The organism is Vibrio sp. L5-1 (assembly GCF_021728315.1).
Lineage (GTDB): Bacteria > Pseudomonadota > Gammaproteobacteria > Enterobacterales > Vibrionaceae > Vibrio > Vibrio splendidus_K.
Window position 1 is genome coordinate 274,771 of sequence record NZ_JAKKCQ010000001.1, and the last position, 21,138, is coordinate 295,908.

18 protein-coding genes and 1 pseudogene are annotated in these 21,138 nt (G+C 44.5%); 6 read left to right on the forward strand and 13 right to left on the reverse strand.

Annotation, left to right across the window (positions count from 1 at the left end; translation table 11 throughout):
- Positions 1 to 177: 177 nt before the first annotated feature.
- Complete coding sequence (locus L3V35_RS01070) at positions 178 to 1,014, reverse strand: AraC family transcriptional regulator (protein WP_237298142.1); 837 nt, start codon at positions 1,012 to 1,014, stop codon at positions 178 to 180.
- A gap of 121 nt (positions 1,015 to 1,135) precedes the next feature.
- Between L3V35_RS01070 and L3V35_RS01075 the strand changes: the two genes are divergently transcribed.
- A complete protein-coding gene (locus tag L3V35_RS01075) occupies positions 1,136 to 2,563 on the forward strand; it encodes an MATE family efflux transporter (protein WP_237298143.1) in 1,428 nt (475 codons plus the stop codon).
- A 114-nt stretch (positions 2,564 to 2,677) separates the two neighbouring features.
- Here the strand turns inward: L3V35_RS01075 and nrdG are convergent, their stop codons facing one another.
- Positions 2,678 to 3,148, reverse strand: a complete 471-nt coding sequence (gene nrdG, locus L3V35_RS01080) for an anaerobic ribonucleoside-triphosphate reductase-activating protein (RefSeq protein WP_102435170.1) — start codon at positions 3,146 to 3,148, stop codon at positions 2,678 to 2,680.
- Positions 3,149 to 3,321: 173 nt separating this feature from the next.
- Positions 3,322 to 5,442, reverse strand: a complete 2,121-nt coding sequence (gene nrdD / locus L3V35_RS01085) for an anaerobic ribonucleoside-triphosphate reductase (RefSeq protein ID WP_017081069.1) — start codon at positions 5,440 to 5,442, stop codon at positions 3,322 to 3,324.
- Positions 5,443 to 5,745: 303 nt separating this feature from the next.
- Here nrdD and L3V35_RS01090 point away from each other — a divergent pair, with 303 nt between their 5' ends.
- A complete protein-coding gene (locus tag L3V35_RS01090) occupies positions 5,746 to 6,621 on the forward strand; it encodes an endonuclease/exonuclease/phosphatase family protein (RefSeq protein ID WP_237298144.1) in 876 nt (291 codons plus the stop codon).
- A 159-nt stretch (positions 6,622 to 6,780) separates the two neighbouring features.
- On the opposite strand, the gene L3V35_RS01095 is transcribed toward L3V35_RS01090, so the two are convergent.
- From L3V35_RS01095 to L3V35_RS01115, 5 genes are all read right to left on the reverse strand, one after another.
- On the reverse strand, positions 6,781 to 7,212 hold the full coding sequence (locus tag L3V35_RS01095; protein WP_237298145.1) for a YeeE/YedE family protein: 432 nt from the start codon (positions 7,210 to 7,212) through the stop codon (positions 6,781 to 6,783).
- Positions 7,212 to 7,688 carry a YeeE/YedE family protein gene (locus L3V35_RS01100; protein WP_054546829.1) on the reverse strand — a complete coding sequence of 159 codons (477 nt, stop codon included), beginning with the start codon at positions 7,686 to 7,688 and terminating at the stop codon, positions 7,212 to 7,214. The genes L3V35_RS01095 and L3V35_RS01100 overlap by 1 nt, the downstream gene beginning before the upstream one ends.
- A 226-nt stretch (positions 7,689 to 7,914) precedes the next feature.
- Complete coding sequence (locus L3V35_RS01105; protein WP_237298146.1) at positions 7,915 to 9,147, reverse strand: glycosyltransferase; 1,233 nt, start codon at positions 9,145 to 9,147, stop codon at positions 7,915 to 7,917.
- 101 nt (positions 9,148 to 9,248) lie between these two features.
- On the reverse strand, positions 9,249 to 9,713 hold the full coding sequence (locus L3V35_RS01110) for a GNAT family N-acetyltransferase (RefSeq protein ID WP_237298147.1): 465 nt from the start codon (positions 9,711 to 9,713) through the stop codon (positions 9,249 to 9,251).
- Between the two features lie 32 nt (positions 9,714 to 9,745).
- Positions 9,746 to 10,843, reverse strand: coding sequence for a ketoacyl-ACP synthase III (locus tag L3V35_RS01115; RefSeq protein ID WP_237298915.1), 1,098 nt, complete (start codon positions 10,841 to 10,843; stop codon positions 9,746 to 9,748).
- Positions 10,844 to 10,965: 122 nt separating this feature from the next.
- On the opposite strand from L3V35_RS01115, the gene trxC reads away from it, so the two are divergent.
- Positions 10,966 to 11,400: a thioredoxin TrxC gene (gene trxC / locus L3V35_RS01120; RefSeq protein ID WP_237298148.1), complete on the forward strand. Its 435-nt coding sequence runs from the start codon at positions 10,966 to 10,968 to the stop codon at positions 11,398 to 11,400.
- 145 nt (positions 11,401 to 11,545) lie between these two features.
- Here trxC and L3V35_RS01125 read toward each other — a convergent pair whose 3' ends face one another.
- Together L3V35_RS01125 and L3V35_RS01130 are read right to left on the reverse strand one after the other, a co-directional pair.
- Complete coding sequence (locus L3V35_RS01125) at positions 11,546 to 13,195, reverse strand: GMC family oxidoreductase N-terminal domain-containing protein (RefSeq protein WP_237298149.1); 1,650 nt, start codon at positions 13,193 to 13,195, stop codon at positions 11,546 to 11,548.
- Positions 13,188 to 14,789 (reverse strand): long-chain fatty acid--CoA ligase, encoded by a 1,602-nt coding sequence (locus tag L3V35_RS01130; RefSeq protein WP_237298150.1) that lies wholly within the window; start codon positions 14,787 to 14,789, stop codon positions 13,188 to 13,190. The genes L3V35_RS01125 and L3V35_RS01130 overlap by 8 nt, the downstream gene beginning before the upstream one ends.
- Positions 14,790 to 15,092: 303 nt before the next feature.
- Between L3V35_RS01130 and L3V35_RS01135 the strand changes: the two genes are divergently transcribed.
- Together L3V35_RS01135 and L3V35_RS01140 are read left to right on the forward strand one after the other, a co-directional pair.
- The gene (locus tag L3V35_RS01135) at positions 15,093 to 16,118 is read left to right on the forward strand and encodes an AraC family transcriptional regulator (RefSeq protein ID WP_017095742.1); all 1,026 of its coding nucleotides are present in this window, start codon (positions 15,093 to 15,095) and stop codon (positions 16,116 to 16,118) included.
- A 270-nt stretch (positions 16,119 to 16,388) separates the two neighbouring features.
- A complete protein-coding gene (locus L3V35_RS01140) occupies positions 16,389 to 17,540 on the forward strand; it encodes an MFS transporter (RefSeq protein ID WP_237298151.1) in 1,152 nt (383 codons plus the stop codon).
- A gap of 172 nt (positions 17,541 to 17,712) precedes the next feature.
- Here the strand turns inward: L3V35_RS01140 and L3V35_RS01145 are convergent, their stop codons facing one another.
- The 3 genes and pseudogenes from L3V35_RS01145 to L3V35_RS01155 all read right to left on the reverse strand — a co-directional run bounded on the left by L3V35_RS01145 (position 17,713) and on the right by L3V35_RS01155 (position 19,596).
- On the reverse strand, positions 17,713 to 18,048 hold the full coding sequence (locus tag L3V35_RS01145; protein WP_017079269.1) for a winged helix-turn-helix domain-containing protein: 336 nt from the start codon (positions 18,046 to 18,048) through the stop codon (positions 17,713 to 17,715).
- A 147-nt stretch (positions 18,049 to 18,195) separates the two neighbouring features.
- A pseudogene (locus L3V35_RS01150) lies at positions 18,196 to 18,554 on the reverse strand (winged helix-turn-helix domain-containing protein).
- Positions 18,555 to 18,702: 148 nt separating this feature from the next.
- The gene (locus L3V35_RS01155) at positions 18,703 to 19,596 is read right to left on the reverse strand and encodes an AraC family transcriptional regulator (protein WP_054546821.1); all 894 of its coding nucleotides are present in this window, start codon (positions 19,594 to 19,596) and stop codon (positions 18,703 to 18,705) included.
- 50 nt (positions 19,597 to 19,646) lie between these two features.
- On the opposite strand from L3V35_RS01155, the gene L3V35_RS01160 reads away from it, so the two are divergent.
- Entirely contained in the window at positions 19,647 to 21,044 is a 1,398-nt protein-coding gene (locus L3V35_RS01160) for an MATE family efflux transporter (protein WP_017079272.1), read from the forward strand.
- Positions 21,045 to 21,138: the final 94 nt, after the last annotated feature.

The following is a 21,138-nucleotide window of genomic DNA, read 5'->3' on the forward strand; positions in this document are numbered from 1 at the left end:
ATTTCACGTTAACATTTTCGTACTAAAATCAGAAACATTTTTTAATAGAAGAGCTTAGTTACCATAAGTAATCAGAGATTGGTCATTTTAAGCCAAGATAATGTGAAAATTTCGGGCGTTTAATAACCAATAACAAAATAAACGGGCTTATTGTTAAGTCTTTTATTACGACATCAATTAAGTGTTCTGTTTGAATTGCCTCGGTGTCATTCCCGACCAAGCCTTGAATCGAGTACTAAAGTTAGACGCATTCGGGTAACCCACGATCTCGCCGATGTGTTGAATCGACCAATCACTCGACTTCAGCAAGCGTGCTGCGTACTCCATCCTCATACGCATAATGTGAGTCATTGGGCTGTGTGAGTAATAGCGCTGGCACAAACGATGGAAATGCGGCTCTGAGCACGGGAATAAGCCTGCCAGCTCATGAACGTTCCATTCCTTGTGGAGCTGCTTTTGTACGTTGTCGAACACTCGTCTTAAACGAATCAAATTGCGTGATTGTTGCTGAGGTACCGGCGCATTAATCATGTGTTCTATTTGAGCCACACTGTGATTAGCAATTGCTCCACCCAAATCGATCGGTAAGGCAATGCTTCTCAACAGAGTATGAATGCACGACGAGACGACTTCTGCTGCGGGAGACAGCGTATAACTCACTTCATCACTGACGACATTTTCCCATTGTTTATCGGGTGAGAGAAAGATCCATGCGATTTGCCATGTTTCTTCTTCAATCCCGAATCCATTCTCAATGCCCGCAGGCACGGTAATACACGACCCTGGCTCTAGAATGTAGCGACACGCCCCACTTTCTAACCAACCCTTTCCTCTCACGGTATACAGCAACATGTGTTTTTGTTGGTTTTTCCGATACACCGAAAAGAAATCACGACACGACGCCGTCCCACACTGAACGATACCTAGCTCTTCGAATGCCAATACATGGCTTTGGTCGACAAACTCTTGATACGTGTTTTCAGAAATCTCATACCGTTCTTGCTTCTCACTCATTTCTCTTTTCGCTCATTGGGTTTGCCTGCAACTGAGTCGCCATGTAAGTAGTTCGATAGTTTTGGAAAATAGATAGTTTGGCAAAAGTTTGTGATGAACAGAAACAATACAGGCAAAACAAATGCCGATAAACTTCTCGCATATTAACCACAGGAGAAATGCGATGCTCTCGACATATCGTCATTTGGACAAAGAGTTTTGGCAAAAACTATTACACATTGGTTTACCTGTCTCACTGCAAACCATGTTGTTTTCATTACTAGGCGTGGTCGATATCTTTATGGTCAATCAGCTTGGTGATTCTGCAACCGCCGCTGTGGGCGTTGGCAACCGCATTTTCTTCTTCAACTTGATCATGGTATCGGGGATTAGCGGCGCCGTCAGCGTGCTAGCTTCGCAATATTTTGGTGCGGGTAATTTCAAGGGGATTAGACGCACACTAGCGCAATCGTGGGCATTGTCGATTGTCGCCATTATCCCGTTTGTGTTGATTTATACATTGGCTCCTGAATCAGTGGTGTCTCTGGTGGCCTCAGACCCTGACTACGTCCGCTTGGCAACGGATTACCTTTGGATAACAGGAGCCAGCCTTTTTGGTACCGCGATCGTAGTGCCCTTAGAAAGCGCACTGCGATCGGTCGGCGAAGCAAAACTACCTACCAAGATCAGCATCTGGGCGATCATCATCAATGCGATCCTCAATGCCTTATTGATCTTTGGCTTGTTTGGATTCCCAGAACTGGGTGTGGTTGGCGCGGCAATCGGTACTACGGTGTCTCGATTCTTTCAAACGATTGCCCTGCTTGTTATGGCAAAGAAACACTACGCCCACCTTTTCCCAACACTAAGTAATTGGCGCGATGCAATATTGCCTAAGCATAGAAAGAAGTATTTCAAGATAGCAATTCCGATGTTGGTTCATGACACGGCTTGGGCGGGTGGCATTCTGATTTATAACGTTATTGTTGGTCAGATGGGGGTTGGCGAGCTTGCGATCATTTCACTGTTATCACCAGTAGAAAGCATCTTGATCTCGGCGTTCATGGGCTTTGCCGTCGCTGCTTCGATCATTTTAGGCAACGAGATCGGGGCAAAGAACTATCAACGCGTCGAGAATACCGCTTGGGGATATGTGTTCGTCAGTTGTGCGCTTGCTGCTTTGCTCGCGTTACTGTGTTTTATCGCCAAACCAGCCATTGTACAGCTTATCGGTTTTACGCATCTAGAGCTTAAAGACACGGCTGTCAACGTAGCACTAGTGATGGCTGCGGGGATGATACTGAGAGTATTCAATATGGTCGGAATTGGAGGTGTGCTAAAAAGCGGTGGAGACATCAACTACAGCATCTTCATCGACATATTCGGCCAATGGGCTATTGGGATCCCCCTCGCCTATTTTACCGCTATAGTGTTGGGTTGGTCTTTAGAATGGGTATTAATGATTGTGCTGTTAGAAGAACTGGCCAAGATAGTTTTAACTAGCCAACGAATTCACTCTAAGAAATGGATTAACAACCTAATAGAAGAAACTGACCAGCTCACTGCTTGAATGATAGTTTGAGCTCATAAACGAAAAGAACTCACACCCAAGGGCCGATTGGTTGCATTGCGCTAACCATGACGCCCTTTTTCGCTTTACGAGTGTTCTAAGTCACGACAACAGTTATATGTCAGTAAATCGATGGATGATTTGGTTCGAGCTACCACGCCAATCTAACATTGGATCTGCTTTATCTTGCTCGAAGCGACCGTCAATCAAAGTATCAACGTATTCCAATACTTGCTTCTGCTTTTCATCAAGCTCATCAAGTTCGTAACCTGTCCACATCCAGATGTCTTTGCCTTCACATTCTGCTTTTACTCGCTGAACGAGCTTAAGGACTTCAGACACGTTTGCCGGATGCATTGGATCACCACCAGAAAGCGACAAACCACGACGCTTGATTCGCGGATCATTGAGATCGGCAATAATTTGGTCTTGTAATTCTTGAGTAAACAAATGCCCAGAGTCCAACCTTTGTGTCGATTGGTTATAGCACCCGCGACATTGGTGTACACAACCCGACACAAACAAAGTGCAGCGTGTTCCTGGGCCGTTTACAACGTCGATTGGGTGATATTGATGATAATTCATAAGGCAGTATTGAAAACTCTTTATTGCTTAATAGTTTGAAGCGAAATGCAGTAAGAACTGAAACAAAAGAATTGGTATCGACATAAAGCCGATACCAATTTTATTTCTTGAAACGTAGCTCTTCTAAGTGAACTAGCTAAAGATCGCAGACCTTACTAAGATCCTTCGTTAGATTAAAGGTGCTTCACGCGGCGTTTAACTTCTTCTTGCTTACCGAAGTTAAAAGGTCGTGCATCTGGGCTACCAAGGTAACCACAAACACGGCGTGTTACCGATACTTTGGTTGAGTCATGGTTGCCACACTTAGGACATGTAAAGCCCTTACTTGTACAGTCAAACTCACCGTTGTATCCACACTCGTAACACTCATCAATCGGCGTATTGGTACCGTAGTAAGGAACACGTGTGTAGCTGTAATCCCATACATTTTCTAGTGCTTCGATGTTCTTCTGCATGTTCGGGAATTCACCGTAACAAATGAAACCACCGCTAGAAATTTCAGGATAAGGCATCTCGAAATCAATCTTGTCGTATGGGTTCACTTTCTTCTGCACGTCTAAGTGGAAGCTGTTTGTGTAGTATCCGCGGTCTGTTACGCCATCAATCACACCAAACTCTTTGGTATCGATGCTGCAGAAACGGCTGCATAAGTTTTCACTTGGTGTGCCGTACAGGCTGAACGCGTAACCTGTCTCTTTTGTCCAAGATTCCACTTCACGCTTCATGTATTCCACTAGCTCAAGCGCTTTAGCACGCATTTCGCCATCGTCGTACAGGTGAACGTCAGTACCGTAAAGCGCAGTCATTGCTTCGTGGATACCAATGTAACCAAGAGAAACAGAAGCACGGCCGTTCTTGAAAATATCTGCAATAGAATCGTCCGCTTTCAAGCGAACACCACATGCACCTTCCATATATAGGATTGGAGCAACACGCGCTTTGACGTTTTCTAGACGAGAGATACGAGTCTCTAGAGCACGACGAGCCAGCTTCAATTTTTCATCAAGCAGTTCGTAGAACTTAACCATATCTTGCTTCGCGTTAATCGCGATACGTGGCAAGTTGAGGCTAACTACACCTAGGTTGTTACGTCCTTCATGAATCAACTCACCGTTTTCTTCGTAAGTATTCAAGAAGCTACGGCAACCCATAGGCGTTTTAAATGACCCTGTCACTTCTACTACTTTGTCGTAGTTTAGAATGTCTGGGTACATACGCTTAGACGCACACTCAAGTGCTAATTGCTTGATATCGTAGTTTGGATCTTGCTTCTGGTGGTTCAAGCCATCTTTGATTGCAAAGACCAATTTAGGGAACACGGCTGTTTTGCGGTTCTTACCCAAACCTGCAATGCGGTTTTTCAAGATAGATTGCTGGATAAGTTTTGAACCCCAGCTTTCGCCTAAACCAAAACCAAACGTAACGAATGGTGTTTGACCATTAGCTGTGTGCAGCGTGTTTACTTCGTACTCTAGAGATTGGAACGCGTCGTAACACTCTTTCTCTGTACGAGAGATAGCAAAAGCTTCTGGGCTATGAATGTCCCACTCTTTCGCTAATGATAAATGCTTCTCGTAGCTCGCCATTACGTAAGGTTCTAAAACCTCGTCGATACGGTTAATCGTTGTGCCGCCATAGATGTGGCTCGCCACTTGCGCGATGATCTGTGCTGTTACTGCTGTCGCCGTAGAGATCGACTTAGGCGTGTCGATCTCCGCGTTACCCATCTTGAAGCCATGCGTTAACATGCCTTTCAAGTCGATAAGCATACAGTTAAACATTGGGAAGAACGGTGCGTAGTCTAGATCGTGGTAATGAATGTCACCACACTCGTGAGCTTGTACGATGTCACGCGGCAAAATGTGAGTTTTTGCATAGTGTTTAGCCACGATACCCGCCAGTAAGTCACGCTGAGTTGGGATAACTTTACCGTCTTTGTTGGCATTCTCATTGATCAGATCAACATTGCTTTCTTCGATCAAACCTTCGATCTCACGAGTTAAAGCGCTTTGCTTTTCACGTGCGATGTCTCGGTCATGACGATATTCAATGTAGGCACGAGCCAGAGACTTATACGGTCCCTGCATTAGCTCATTTTCGACCAAAGTCTGAATTTCAGAAATATGAACTTCATCGTAGTCTTCGAGCTTCAACTCAACTGCTAATGCCACATTCAGAGCATAAATAGCAATTTCCTTATCGGCTTTGTCTGATGCTGCTTCCACTGCAGCTTGGATACGATCTCTACTGAATGGAGCTCTTGAGCCATCACGCTTGATTACGATTGATTTCACCACTTCTCCTTACTCTTGAGGTATTCACAGACTTATCCACAAACACACTACATAGAGCGATTTATCGTTTAACTAACACTAGATATTGTGGCGTATTTAACGAGAACCACCAACTTTGAGTATTGATTTGGATCAATAAAACGCGCACGCTGAACAAGATAAATCCAATATTATTACGTGAGTTCTCAAGTCGAAAAGAAACAATGTAACAATAAAAAAACTGCTAAAAAGAGTTGAATTTTTGGTAAGTGTTGTAGGATAACGGCTCAACTATATTGGACACCAAAATTAGGGATATTTGGGATGAAACGACTTCAAAAGTGGATAATGTTAGCTTGCTTACTCAGTAGCCAGACATTTGCTGAACCTTTGACCATATCCAGTTGGAATATCGAATGGTTATCAACCAACGAGGCTGTGAATAAGTTTTCTTCCAAACGAAACCAAGCAGATTTCGATAAACTCGAACAGTATTTCCAATCATTAAATGCGGATGTGGTCGCTTTTCAAGAAGTCGATGACATCAATGCCATTCAACGCATCGCCGGCGCTCAATACAAAATATTGATGTCTGACCGCGCATTGCCCAAAAACAGTAACCGACAATTCAAAGAAGTGAACCAATATACGGGCTTCGCGGTTCGTAAAGGAATCACACTCACCGACTACGCTGACTTTCCTCTGGAAACGAGTGCTAACAGCAAGCTTAGATTTGCCAGTTATATGGTTGTGGAAACAGATACAAAACCAATTCACATGTTGTCAGTACACTTAAAGGCGGGTTGCAGCGGCGCGTATAAGTCTAACCCAGACTGTTCAAGGCTAAAAGACCAAGCTAAACAGCTGAATAAGTGGATACAGCAAAGAGAACGTAAAGATGAAGACTACGCGATTCTGGGCGACTTTAACCACAACCTATCCTATTCAAGAGATTGGATGTGGAAAGATATAACGCAAAATACCGATGCCCAGTTGGCAACAAGAAAAACTCGAGCAGATTGTAAGGTGCGCTCAAACCACAACAATCATCGCACACACCAGTTCCGTTCGGTGATTGATCATATTGTTGTGAGCAAGTCCTTGGATGCCTCTCCTGCGAAGCAAAAGGTATTTGAAACGCAAGATGTTCTGGACTACAAACTCAGTGACCACTGCCCTGTTTCAACGACTATTAAATAGTAGATTTTAGATAACGGCAGATTGTAGATAAGTGCAAATAATAGAAAACAGTAGATATAGAAAGAGGCTGACTGGCTTTTACTAAAAGCGGGTCAGCCTCTCTGTTTGGTCAGATAAGATCGAATCCTCTCAGCCATGCAAGAAATGGTAGGCGTACTGCTAGCAGCCTTTATTGGTTCGACCCGCTAGCCACATCCCCACCAGCATACTTAAGACGAACAGCCATACCGTAGGGTTACCGCCACTAAGGCTGGTTACTGCAGGCCCCGGGCAAAAGCCTGCAATCCCCCAGCCTAAGCCAAACGCTGTAGAGCCAAGAATCAGCTTTCTGTCGATTAGAGGATTGTTACGGCTATCTAACGGCTCGCCATTGATAGCTTTAGCACGCTTTTTAATGACCAAATGATAAAACGGTGCAAAGACCAATAGCGCGCCACCCATGACGAATGCCAAACTAATGTCCCAGTTACCGGTAATGTCTAAGAAGCCGAGTACTTTCTCAGGATCAACCATGCCTGAAATGATCATGCCAGAGCCGAAAAGAATACCTGCGAGCAAGCCGATAACGATAGTAAATGAAGAGTTTTTCATTATGCCCCCAAGCCAATCAGGTTTTTAACCAACACTGTTGCCATCGCGACACCCATAAATACACAGGTCGCGACAATTGAACGTTTAGACAAGCGCGCCATGCCCACAATGCCATGACCGCTAGTACAACCGTTCGCCATCTTGGTACCGAAGCCAACCAATAGTCCGGCTATGATAACCACTGCGAAGTTGATCTCTTCTAATTGCGGAAGTTGGTGGCCCGTTGGAATCAATAACCAACCGCTCGCGACCATTCCGACAACAAAAGCAAGTCGCCAATGTTTTTCGGTTTTCTCTGTGTTGGTGTCCAATCTGGATTCAGATCCTGATTCTAATCTTTTGTTGTTTCTAGACGGCAATAAGCGGCTAACGATTCCGCTTATTCCTGCTACTCGTCCGATCCCCAACATCAGAATAATTGCCGACGCGCCTAGTAGCATGCCACCGAAAAATGCATCCCAAGGTATTAAACTCATCACTGACCTCTCCCATCCACAAACTTAAATTTAACTCGTCGCACTTTAAATTAGGTCTTACTAATAAATATAAATTAGAGTTTACTAATAAATATAAATTAGTCAATGCTAATGTAATGGCGTTATGTTTCGATTTGTAAGTTTGGAATTTAAAAGCGTCCCACATGAAAAAAGCCCCTAGGCGTTAACCTAAGGGCTTATGATTTGATTCGGTTTATTGTGTCAGTTACTTAGTCTTGTTCTTTTCAGCTATCCACTGCGACATGTACTTGGTACTCGCCATGCTGTGGTGCTTGAGCATTGAACCGAAGAAGTTATCCAGTCGATGAGATTCAAGTTCAGACTCTAACGCAGTTAATCGCTCAATCAATTTGTCACCCAGTTGATTCTGCTCGTAGTGCGTTTCAAGGATCGAATGACATTGGCTTTGTGCCTTCAGCCACTTCTCTTCATCTTTATAGAGGGCAACGGCAGCTTCAACAAACTCATCGATATCATCAGCAACTGCGCCCGGCCATTGCAGTTCACCTTGCGGTAACATGCCTTCACTGCCGATTTCGCTGGTCACGTTCGGAGTTTGTAACTTCATCGCATCAAGCAATTTACCTTTAATGCCCGCGCCAAATCGAAGGGGTGCAACACACACACGAGCTTGCTCCATCACTTCCTGAGCGTCTTTGGCCCAACCTTTAATATGGAAACCGGTTTTAGGGTTATGCAATGCCGTCGCTTTCGGTGGCGGGTACGATCCATAAATGTGAAGTTCTGTGTCAGGCAACTGCTTACGAATCTTCGGCCATATCTTCTGTAACTGAAGAACAGCATCCCAGTTAGGAGCATGTCTAAAGTTACCTATCGTCATGAAATGCTTGCGCTCGTCGAAGCTTTTCGTGCTTTCAGGCAGCGTATTGAGATCAACCATGAACGGCAGATGATGTAACAGCTTTGGATCGATATTGAACTCAGATTGAAGAAGTTCCATCTCGTAACTTGAAATGATCAACGAAAGATCACAGCGTAGAATCGCGGCAATTTCACGTTTCGCTAAGTCACTGTACAAATGCGCTTTGGTCAGTTCAGTCTCTTTCTTAACAGCTTCATGGCGCGCGTTACGTAGGAACTGTAAATCTTCAGTATCCAGTAACTTAAATGCATTCGGGCATACTTTCTCAACACGCCAACCAAACTGCTCTTCCATCATAAAACGGTCGAACATCACGACATCGGGTTGCAGCTCTTCAATGTATTGGTCAAAGCTGTCGCAATTCAACTGTATAGATTGGCTTGTGATGCCCTCTTCAGAAAGATCGATCATGTGCTCGGTTTCTTGAGCTGGCGTTGCAAATTCAACTGACCAACCTTGTCTCTTGAACAGGCGTAAAAGTGACATCATATGGCTACCCGCCGCCGATGAATTCGGTTCTGGCCAAACGTAGCCAATTGCTAAAACTTTCTTCAAAACACTTCCTAAGAAATAACAAAAGGGGCCACAGAAGACCCCCTAATAAAACATTAATCGATTTATACCGCTGATTATAATTAGTTCTAAAAACTCAGCGATCAGATTCGCTCACCTACATTGCGAGCTATCATAAGTACTTCATCAGCAGAATACAGGTTTGAAATCGTGGTTTCGACTTCTGCACCCAACGTAGATTGATAAAGCTTTTGTGCAAAGTTGTCTGCTCTGGTGGTCACTAGCACGTGTTTGAGCGTCGAGCCTTGCTCTGCTAGCTTCTGCTTCACTTGCGGCAAGGAGTCTAGAATCAGCGTTTTTCCCAATCCTTGCCCTTGCACGCTTGGTAACACGGCAAGTTGCTCTAGTTCTAAAACAGCTTCAGGTCTAAACCCGCTTTTCTGAACCCAGATGATGTAACCCAAGATCTCGCCTTCACTCTCCACAACAAAGTTAAGAAAACGCGGTGCAGCATTTAAGTTACATTGTAACCAACTTCTAGAGTGCTGTTGTCGAACAAATGCAGCTTGGTGGACTAAAGCCGCCTCATCAAGGTCGGCTTTAGTCATAAGACGTACTTTGACGACAGTACCCATCAGCGTTATTCGCTCGCTGAATTCGGGTGTGTTTTACAGTGTAAAATGGCTCTTTCTAAAAGCTCCAAAGCAGATTTATCGGCTTCAGGAAGTTTAGCATCTGATTTTCCTAGCGGTTCAACACGGCTGCCCCATTTAATGTGGCCAGCACCCCAAGTTAAACCCGCACCAAACGCTGCAACAAGAATATTGTCGTTAGGCTTAACGAAACCTTGCTCTAGCGATTCACACAATGCGATTGGTACTGTCGCTGCGGATGTGTTGCCGTAATTTTGGATGTTAACAAACGCTTTATCGCGCTCAATACCCGCCATATCACACAGGGTTTGAATAATGCGGATGTTCGCTTGGTGCGGAATCACAACGTCAATGTTATCGGTTGAGATACCTGTGCGGCTCAGTACTGTGTGTGCCGCTGCGCCCATGCCTTTCACTGCACGCTTGAAGATCTCTTTACCAACGAAATCAAAGTCCCAGTAACCGTTATCAGCCGCAAAGCGGTCCATAGACGTACCGAATTTTGGTACCGCTAGAATATCACGGCCTTCAGCATCACAACCGATCTGAGCTTCTTGTAAGCCGACTTGTTCTTCAGTGCGAGATAGAACCACAGCGCCAGCGCCATCACCAAAAAGAACCGCTGTATCACGCTTGGTCCAGTCAATGAAAAATGACAGGCGTTCTGCGCCTACAACGATTGCATTGCGGTAGTTACCCGCTTGAATCAGTCGAGTCGCCGTTTCAACACCGTAAATGAAGCCAGTACACGCCGCGTTAAGGTCGAAAGCCGCTGCACTCTTAATGCCTAAGTTCTGTTGAACCTTAGATGCGGTATTTGGAATAAGGGAGTCTGGGCTGCACGTCGCGATAATCACGAGATCGATATCTTCGGCTGTTAGGCCAGCACACGCCATGGCATGTTTCGCTGCAACAGTCGCTAGCTCAGAGGTATTTACATGACTGATACGACGGTTTTCGATACCAGTTCGAGTTCGAATCCACTCGTCAGACGTATCAATGAAAGTGCTTAGATCATCATTGGACAGCACGGCTGGTGGCAGACACTTTCCCCAGCCAGTAATTTCGGCGTAAAATTTTGTCATCATTTACCTGTTTATTGTTTGTTTTTATTTAAGTATCGTATTCTAGTTTTAAACAGTATAAGCGCTCCGTGCGTGATTCGTAAATCGCGTTAGCAACGGAGTTACAATAAAAAGAGAAAGTTATGTCTACATTCAACACACGATGCCCTTCTTGTAATGGCGTAAACCGAGTTCCTTCAGAAAGAATTTCAGAAAGCCCAACTTGTGGTAAATGCAAAACAGCATTGCTCGATGGCGCTCCCATCGAGGGAACGTCACTTAATTTCCAATCTATCTTGAACAGTTCACAGCCTGTGGTTGTTGATTTCTGGGCGACATGGTGCAACCCATGTGTGGGTTTTGCGCCAGTGTTCAGTGACGTTGCTAAAGAGCGTTCGGGAGATGTTCGATTCGTTAAGATTGATACTGAAGCTCAGCAACAGCTTGCCGCGATGTACCAAATCAGAAGTATTCCGACCGTGATGGTGTTTAAAGATGGCAGACGTGTCGATACGATTAACGGTGCGTTACCAAAAAGCCAATTTGATCAATGGCTTAATCAAGCTCTAACCAAGTAACACTATTGTTTAAGCTATTGATTAAACTATTGAATTAGCTTTTGCTTTGTTCTAAGTAAACACACAAAAATAGGTTAGAGAGTCTTATCAAATCAAGACTATCTAACCTACTGTTTTATTTATGGTTATCACTTAACTTCTTGAATTAAACCACAGCTTCGCCTTTCGCTTGAATACTAGATTCTTGCTGACCTAACCCGTATTCCTCTTTGATTTGATCTGCGATTTTTTCAGCAATCATAATGGTTGGCGCGTTGGTGTTTGCCCCAATCAATGTCGGCATCACAGAAGCATCAATGACTCTCAAATTATCCAATCCATAAACTTTAAGATCGTTATCTACCACGGTTAATGAATCACTACTAGGGCCCATTTTACAGGTCCCGACCGGGTGATACTGAGTGTCTGCACGGTTACGAATGTCTTGCTCGATAGCCTTGTCATCACTGGCGTCCACTGGGTAGAAAGCATTGCCACGGATGTCATCAAACGCCGAACTCTCTAACATTTGATACTGCTTCTTCCAGCCCTTAATCATGATCTCCATATCTTCAGGATGACTGAAAAACGCAGGATCGATCTTAGGCGGATCATAAGGATCATTACTATTAAGCGTTACGCTGCCATGGCTCTTCGGTCGCAACAAGGTGACATGGGAGGTAAAGCCATGACTGGTATGGATTTTTCTTGCATGGTCATCCACAACAGCGACCACAAATACAAACTCTAAATCCGGCACCGAGATATGATCATCGGAACAAAGAAAGCCTATCCCCTCTGCAAAATTGCTGCTCATCTTACCGCGGCGTTCTTTGTGCCATAGCGGCAGAGCTTTGGTCATTTCAGAGGCCATTTGCAACGAGATACCGAAGGTTTCACGCTTTTCACTGCATTTGTACGAATGCACTAAGTCGATATGGTCTTGTAGGTTCTTACCCACTCCAGGTAACTCATGAACCTGTTCGATGCCATGCGCCTCTAATTCACCTTTAGCACCGACACCCGACAGTAACAGCAATTGGGGTGAACCAAAGGCGCCAGCCGAAAGAATCACCTCTTTGTTGCTTCGGATCTGGTAACGCTTACCATTCGAGCCGTATTCAACACCTACCGTTTTCTTCTCCTCAAATAAGACCTTATGCGTGGTTGCCTTGGTCACGACCGTAAGATTTGGTCTCGAAAGGTTTGGCGTTAAATAAGCCTTGGCAGCACTGCATCGTTCACCATTAATTTGAGTCACTTGAGTCGGCATCGCCCCAAATTGTGCGGCGCCGTTGATGTCCTCATTACGAGGCACACCTATCGACTCACACGCAGTTAAGTAACGTTCCAACATCGGGCTCGGCGATCTAAGGTTAGCCACATTCAATGGACCACCTTGGCCGTGATACTCATCTTGGTGAACTTCGTTATTTTCTGCTTTCTTAAAGTAAGGCAGACACGATTCATAATCCCACCCAGTGTTACCCAAACTTTCCCATATATCGTAATCATAACGGTGCCCACGAGCGTACATCATGGCATTGATAGAACTAGAGCCGCCAAGTGTCTTACCTCTCGGTTGGTAACCTTTGCGGCCGTTCAAACCCGGTTGTTTAACGGTTTCAAAAGCCCAATTATTCAGTTTGGTTGGCATCATTGCCACAACGCCAACCGGTGTATGAATGAATGGGCTCGTATCTTTGCCGCCCGCTTCTAGTAAGCAAACAGTGACATTAGGATCTTCCGACAGCCGAGAAGCCATCACACACCCAGCCGAACCACCGCCAACAACAATAAAATCATAACTATCCATTTGCCAGCTCCGCTATTTCTAGTGGGTGTAATTCGCGCTTCAAGATTTTTCCGGTTGCTGTCATGGGTAAGGCTTTACGAATGAATATCTTACGCGGATATTTGTAATCGGCCAATTGCTCACGACACCATGTTATCAGAGCTACACTATCACATTGCGTATGTTCGTGAAGCACCACATGAGCGTGAATCTCCTCGCCTAGGCGATCATGATGTTCACCCACCACCGCGACCATTTCGACATCAGGATGACACATCAATACTTCTTCGATTTCGCGCGGGTACACGTTGTAACCACCGCGGATGATCATGTCTTTAACGCGATCGACAATGAACAAGTTGCCGTGCTCATCGGTGCGTCCAATATCTCCAGTTAGGAACCAACCGTCTCTGATGGCTTCCGCCGTAGCTTCTGGCCTTTGATAGTAGCCTTTCATGACACTTGGACTTTTGATGCAGACTTCGCCCAATTCACCCATTGCAACAGAGTTACCTTGTATATCAGTGATCTTGATAAGGTGACCACACAAAGGTTGACCCACACTGCCAGACAATCGGTCACCATCAATATGATTAAAGGTCGCAACTGGCGCTGTTTCTGATAAACCATAGCCTTCTAATACTGGAAGCTCAAAGCGAGACTCAAACTGTCGAATAACCTCAAGTGGCATAGAAGCACCGCCAGAAACACCCAACCTCAAGCTGTGTTTAACCTGTTCAGAGCGTTTGCTTATTTCTAAACTACTAGAGGACTCTTCTCCCGCCTTTAATAGCGCGATATACATGGTTGGAACGCCCGCAAACACGCTGACTTTATGGTTAATGATCTGTTCGATCACCAGTGACGGTTCGAAACGCGGAATCAACACCATGGTCGACCCTGTTAGCACACTCGCGTTCATCATGACCGTTTGGCCGAAGCTATGGAATAAAGGCAGTGTGGCCATTGTGGTGTCGCTGTACTCCAATCGCATTAGATACTGTGACGACATCGCATTGGTTTGCATGTTGGTGTGGGAAAGCTCAGCCCCTTTTGGCTGACCTGTCGTACCTGAAGTATAAAGAATCACAGCGGTATCATCACCATGGCAAGCCACAGACTCAAAAGGAATCAAAGGTTGTGCTAACCAGTCAGCGATTGATTCATGCTGCTCGTTTCTTTCTGAAGTCGTGTCTGCGCCGGTTGGGATTGGCATCTCAATAAAGTGTTCACACTGATTTGCCTGCTCGAAGCCTTGTAATCCATAGCGTCCAATTGGCAGCTCTTCACTGCCCTCAAAGCATAAATAAGCTTTCGCATCTGAATCATTGAGGTGATAAGCGATCTCTCTGGCCTTGAATAACACATTCAAAGGCACCACCACACAGCCCGCTTTTAGAATCCCGTAATAAGCGATTGGAAAATATGTGACGTTCGGACACGACAACGCGACCTTATCTCCTTTCTTGAGCCCCAGCCTCTTTAAATTAGCGGCGACGTTTCCAGAAAGTTGTTCCAACTGAGAAAAGCTGACTTCATCCGTCCCCATTCGCAGAGCGACTTTATTTGGGAAAAGCGAAGCGCTGCGCTCCAAGTTAACAGCAAGATTGTGCATCCATGATCTCCTTATTCGGCTTAGACCTATTAGTCACGGTCACCGTAGACGTTGTTGTGTTTTGTTTCGAATATGTGTTTAACCTATGTTCATTTGCTCTTTGCTTTCGTTTCTAATCTATTGTTATTTCGACCCTATGCACACGTGTCCGTGTATGACTTATTAAATTACAACATTTTGATAACATTCTGCAAAGGTTGCAAAAAGACAAAAAACGGTGATATTCGGACATAATTGCAACACAGCCGACGAAAAGATGTTCGTGGTTAAGATAGAATAAGAACACTCAACAAGAGGCATATTATGGAATACACCGCAGTTTACGAACCGGATATGCAGGCATTTGGTATTCTTGATCTTCAACTATTGTCTCGATATTTTTCATCATCCTTGACGGTCGATACGTTATTGAAAGGCAGTAACATCGATGAGTTCCAGCTCAATACGCCAGATACCCACATCACGCTCGCACAAAAATTAGCGGTGTTCAGTAACGCGCTTGAGAGTTCCAACGTAGAGGGGCTAGGACTAAAAGTTGGACAGGAAGCCCGATTTAGTGATTTTGGTGTGTTGGGTTACGCAGTGTTCAGCAGTGAGACACTGTTAGACGCTCTTTTAATGGGCTTCAAATATCTGCGTCTTGCGGGCCCTGTTCTCAAGAAGACCATGTCCGTTGAACATCAAACCGGATACTTTCGCGCTGAGCAACTTATCGAGCTCGACTCTTTGTTGCCTTTCTGTTGTGAGTATTGGTTTTCCGCTATTCAAAGTTTGTGTGAAGAAGTGCTACAACAGCCGTTTCCCTCTCTTGTGATCCGCTTCCCTTATCCTAAACCTACCTACGGCGATCTCTATCAGGAGATTTTCCGTTGCCGGGTAGAGTTTGATTGCGAGCAGCTTGAGTGGCAGTTCGATGCAACACGCCTATATTCACCTTTACCAACGGCTAACCCAATCACCTTACAAATGTGTTTGAAATCTTGTGACGACATGTTGGCTAGAGTGAGCGCACCCACCAGCCTTAAAGAGAAGATCTCACAAATGTTTATTGAAAGGCCTGGCTGTTACCCTTCCATTGAGGCGCTATCCACAGAATTAGGAATGTCTTCTAGAACACTACGTAGACACCTTAAAGCTGCAGACACGAGCTATCAGAAAATATTGGATCACGTGCGATTTCACCTCTCTCGACACTATCTTTCATCGACGCATATGAGTATTGAAGAGATCTCCGATAGAGTGGGTTTTTCGGACAGTGCGAACTTTCGGCATGCCTTTCGTAGGTGGAGCGGCAGCTCGCCCAGACAATACCGAAAAGAAGTGGTCTAACACGATTAAACGCCCTAAATTAAAATCTGATGAATACAACGAATCTCTCTCAGTCTTTCAAATTAAATAGTCGTTTGAACAACGCTTTAACGGCTATTTAACCGCAGAAAATATCGCGAAAACATGAAATATCACAACGGTATTTTAGCCAACAAACACGATAGATTTCTTTTATCTTAACGACCATTTTTATTCGTTTTACCCAATTCAGTTTCTCCCCCATAGTCGCGGAAAATTCATCGTTTCTTTTACTATTTAGAGGCTCCTGCATTGGACAACATCCAACCAACAACTCGCATAACTGTTCCTGTTATTGCATTGTCTTTTTACGCGATCGCTTCAGGCTACTTAATGAGTTCATTACCATTAATGCTGTCTGAGTATGGCTTAGACAGTAATCTATCGAGTTGGTTGGCGAGTGCCTTTTATGCAGGTCTTTTAGCGGGTACGTTATTGATTGAGCGTGCGATCGCTCGCGTTGGTCACAAAGACGCGTTCGTCATTGCACTTAGCGTATTTATCGCCACGATTCTTGTATTACCGTTGGCGCCACATCAATCAGTTTGGTTGTTGGCTCGTTTCGTCGCGGGTGTCTCAGTCGCTGGGATCTTTGTGATTGTGGAATCTTGGCTAATGAGCGGGGACGAATCTCAGCGTGCGAAACGTTTAGGGGTTTACATGTGTTCGTTATATGGCGGTTCGGCCGTTGGTCAACTTGGCATCGGATACCTTGGTATTACGGGCGGCGTGCCTTTCATTGCGATGTTCACGCTGCTGTTTGGAGCAATCATTGTATTGATGTACGGACAAGCGACAGCACCACAAATTCACGATGCGCAGTCTTTATCACTGAAACAAATCAGCAAGCTAAGTCACAGCGCTTTGATTGGCTGTATTGTATCAGGGTTAACACTTGGGTCTATTTACGGCTTGATGCCTGTCGAACTCGCTCAACGCAACATCGCACACCAAGACATTGGCGGTTTGATGGCGTTAGTGATTATGGGTGGTATGGCCGTTCAACCGATGGTGACGTGGTTATCTCACCACATAGGACAAGTGTTATTAATGGCTCTGTTCTGCCTGCTAGGGGTTGCAAGCATTGGTGTGCTCACTATCAACCATGATTTTTACGTTCTTGGTATGAGCTTGTTTGTTTTAGGTATGGCGACCTTTGCACTTTACCCAATTGCGATTAACTTGGGTTGTCGTAACTTAGACCCGAGCTACTTAGTTTCAGTGACTCAAGTTATGTTGTTGTGTTACAGCATCGGCTCTGTAGCAGGGCCATTGGTTGCGGATAGCTTTATGGATTCACAAGCAGGCTTATTCACTTACCTGTTCGCGTCTCTACTCGCTACAACCATCTACATGCTAATTGCTAGCCTAAAACGTTCTCCTCTACAGATTGCAGGCGAGTAAATGGAATAGACAGGCACAAGAACTGTATCACTAGGGCTCTTAGTTATGACTTCCCGTCTAAATTAAGAGCCCTTTTTGTTTTATGTCGTCTGGAGGAAAGATCGACAAAAAACCAATAGCAAATAGCAAATAGCAAATAGCAAATAGCAATAAAATCTATGATTTCAGAAGGTTAAGGTTGAAATACGTAACCTTCACCAGTAATCGTGATGATTAATCCGTCTCCGAATAATGATCTAATTTCGGATATCGCAACAATCACAGATGAGTTGGTCACTTTCTCACTTTCCCAGCCAATCTTCTTTAATTGGCCAACACTGAACAGTTCACCTCGATGTCGATTCATAAATAAAATGATCTTTCGGTACGCCAAAGGCATGGTAGCCAGTACGTAACCATTTTCAACATTGCGAATGAGTTTGGTGTTGAGTTCAACAATTTTACCGTTTAGTTCAAGTACTACGTTGTTTTCAGAGTGGTTCGTTTCTATTGCAGGATAAGAGTCCATTTTTATATCATTCCCTTACTATATAGCCAGCGACAAAGTCAGATTCGATCGTATTTATATAACGCCGCTTATAAGTGGACGTTTTAGATTTGACGATAATCAATGGAATTCGTACGGTAAAGAGATTAAATTTTTATTATTAATATATTAACAGGATATCAATAGAAGATTATTTATTACTCCATGACATACCCTTCGTTGGAAACGGTTTGTATACAACGGCAGTCAAGAATCCTCCTTATCTCGTAAATAGCAACCAACACAGATGCAGATGTCACCGCTTTACCAGCCCAGCCTACACGCTTCAAAATTTGCTTGCTCACCACTTGGCCTCTGTTCAGGTAAAGATAGAAAAGTACTTTACGATGAGGCTCAGCAAGCGTTCCTATTATTGAACCACAACCCTGCTTGCGTACGATTTTAGTGCCTGATTGAAACTCTTTATTGTTTAAAATGAGCTTCGACGGAAGAGCTAAATCATCCGTCTCACTGATAACTTGGTGCATTAATTCCTCGCATTGCATATGCAGTCACCCTCTTGGATATTTCCAATAGTACCGAATAGAGTAAAAATACTAAATTGATAGATAGCTCAATACGGTAATATTACTGCAAAGCTTGATCTTGCGTAATTGATCGAGGAAATAAGCAAGGCTAACCAAGAAGTCGATGGCTTTTTCGATACTGGCTGGGTGACAGACCAAAATGTTTTTTGAAACGATGTGAAAAGTTATAAGGATCTTTGTAGCCCAACCGATTAGCAATCATAGAGACTGACCAATCTTGATATTTCAGCAAACTGGTGGCTTTATCCATGCGTAATTGAATCAATTTACTGCGTGGTGACAGGTTGAATAGCGTCTTGGTGACTCTATTGAGCTGCTCTTCACTGATGAACACCCTTTCGGCCATCCCTGCGACGGTCCATGGCTGGTGCAGACTGCTTTCAATCTCGTTATAGAGTGCTTGAACACGTGCTGTGGTGCTGGTCGATTTGGGTTCAAACCCCGTCAACGTTCGGATGATTTCACTCAAAAGTAACTTACGGTAACTGGCTCTACCGCCTATCTCAAAGTAAACCAAGTTCATTAATGACCAGATCTGCTCACACTCTCCGAACGGCACAATCCCCTGACCTAAACTTGCTATGTGCTGCCATTGTTGTGTATCGGGCGTCAGCATCCACGCCATTTTCCAATAATTGTATTGAGGATCGAGTTCGAAACGAAATGGGGTTTCAGCAGGAAGAACCACCAGCGTATAAGGTGTAATCGCTTGTACCGAGGTTGAAGTGGTTAGAATTCCGCCCCCTTCTTGAGTAAAAATCAACGTATGAACATTAACGGATTCGCGCTCAACCCAGTAGCCATCATATAGCTTCGCCATGCCGCCCATATAGACACCAAAGCTTTTCATCTCTGGAATATCTTCAACGGTCAAAAAACGTTCTTTGCACTGTTCAGCGAGAAAAACATCATCGCGCCAAGTTGATTTTGGTCTCATTGAATCAATGACGGATTCGCACAGGTTTTGTTGTTTTTTAAACATGTTGTTATTTCGCTCAAAACACTATAGTTCTGCCATAAATCGGAGAGCTTATGACAACTAACATCAACCCTAACTCATCTATGAATAACAAGCCAGAGAGCATCTTACCTCGTATCGTTAAACTTGGTTTGCCTGTTGCTTTGCAAAGTGCGCTTGTCGCTATTCTTGCCCTTGCTGACGTATTAATGGTCAGTGATTATGGTATGGAAGCAGCTGCAGCTGTGGGAATTGCATCAAAATGGCACTTCGTTGCGATTATGATTATGGCAGGGTTGGCCTCAGCAAACGGTACATTAGTCGCTCAATACTGGGGAAAGAATGACCGAAAAAGCGCACGAACAGTATCCTCGATTGCGATGATATTTGGCTTAAAAGTTCTGTTGCCTGTTACTGCAATCATCACTCTTGGTTCTCAGTTTTTAATGATGTTGCAAACCAGCGATCAAACCGTGATTGAACTTGGCGCGACTTACCTATGGTATGGCTTCCCTGTTCTACTTCTGACTCACATTGTTGTCGTGGTAGAAGCAAGCATGCGCTCATCAGGTGACACCGTAACTCCACTATTATTAGGTGGCGTTACCATCGCACTCAACATTGCGCTTAACTTCATTCTTATTAAAGGTGCTTTCGGCATTCCAGCAATGGGCGTCGCAGGAGCGGCATTGGCGACAACCTTAGCGCGATTAATTCAAGTGGGCTTGATGTATAGCTACATGCGTATGCGTAAACATTGGCTATTAACGACACCGAGCTCACCACATCGCCCGTCATTGTGGTTGTCTTACCGTCGCATTGCTTTGCCGTTGACGATGAATGCTGTGTTGTGGGCAATGGGTACCATGGCATATCAAATGATTTTCGGTCACATGGGCACGACTGAGCTTGCAGTGTTCTCGATGCTCGCACCATTTGAATCGCTGTGTTACTCGATCTTCTTTGGTATCTCAGTGGCGTGTTCTGTTTTGTTAGGCCATTCATTAGGCCGTGATGAATTTGATGACGCGATGAGCATGGGTCTAACATTCATTAAAGCCGTCGTTGGTTTTGGCGCGGTCGTTGGGTTGCTACTGTTTATGGGTAAAGAACATGTTCTATCATGGCTAAACCTTTCTACCGATGCATTGTACCCACTCGCTGCACCTGCAATGACTATTATGTGTTTTGCGGTAGTTATTCGTATGCTCAACATGGTGATCATTAACGGTATTATTCGTGCTGGTGGTGATAACGCTTTTTGCCTGCGAATGGATTTCATCGCGATGTGGATGGTGGGTATTCCAGTATGTGTTTACGGTGCGTTTGTCGCTGGATGGGATTTCAAATACATCTATGGTCTGATGTTGGTAGAAGAAGTGGTGAAGTTAGCTATATGCTCGCACCGATACTTGAGCCGACGCTGGATCAACAACCTCACAGTGACCTACGACGAGCCTCAAGCGGCATAAGTTACCTGTCTACCTGCCTAGCTACCTAGCTACCTAGCTACCTAGCTGCATTCAAGCTTAGATAGAAGTGTATCTACATCAAAAAGGTCTGAGT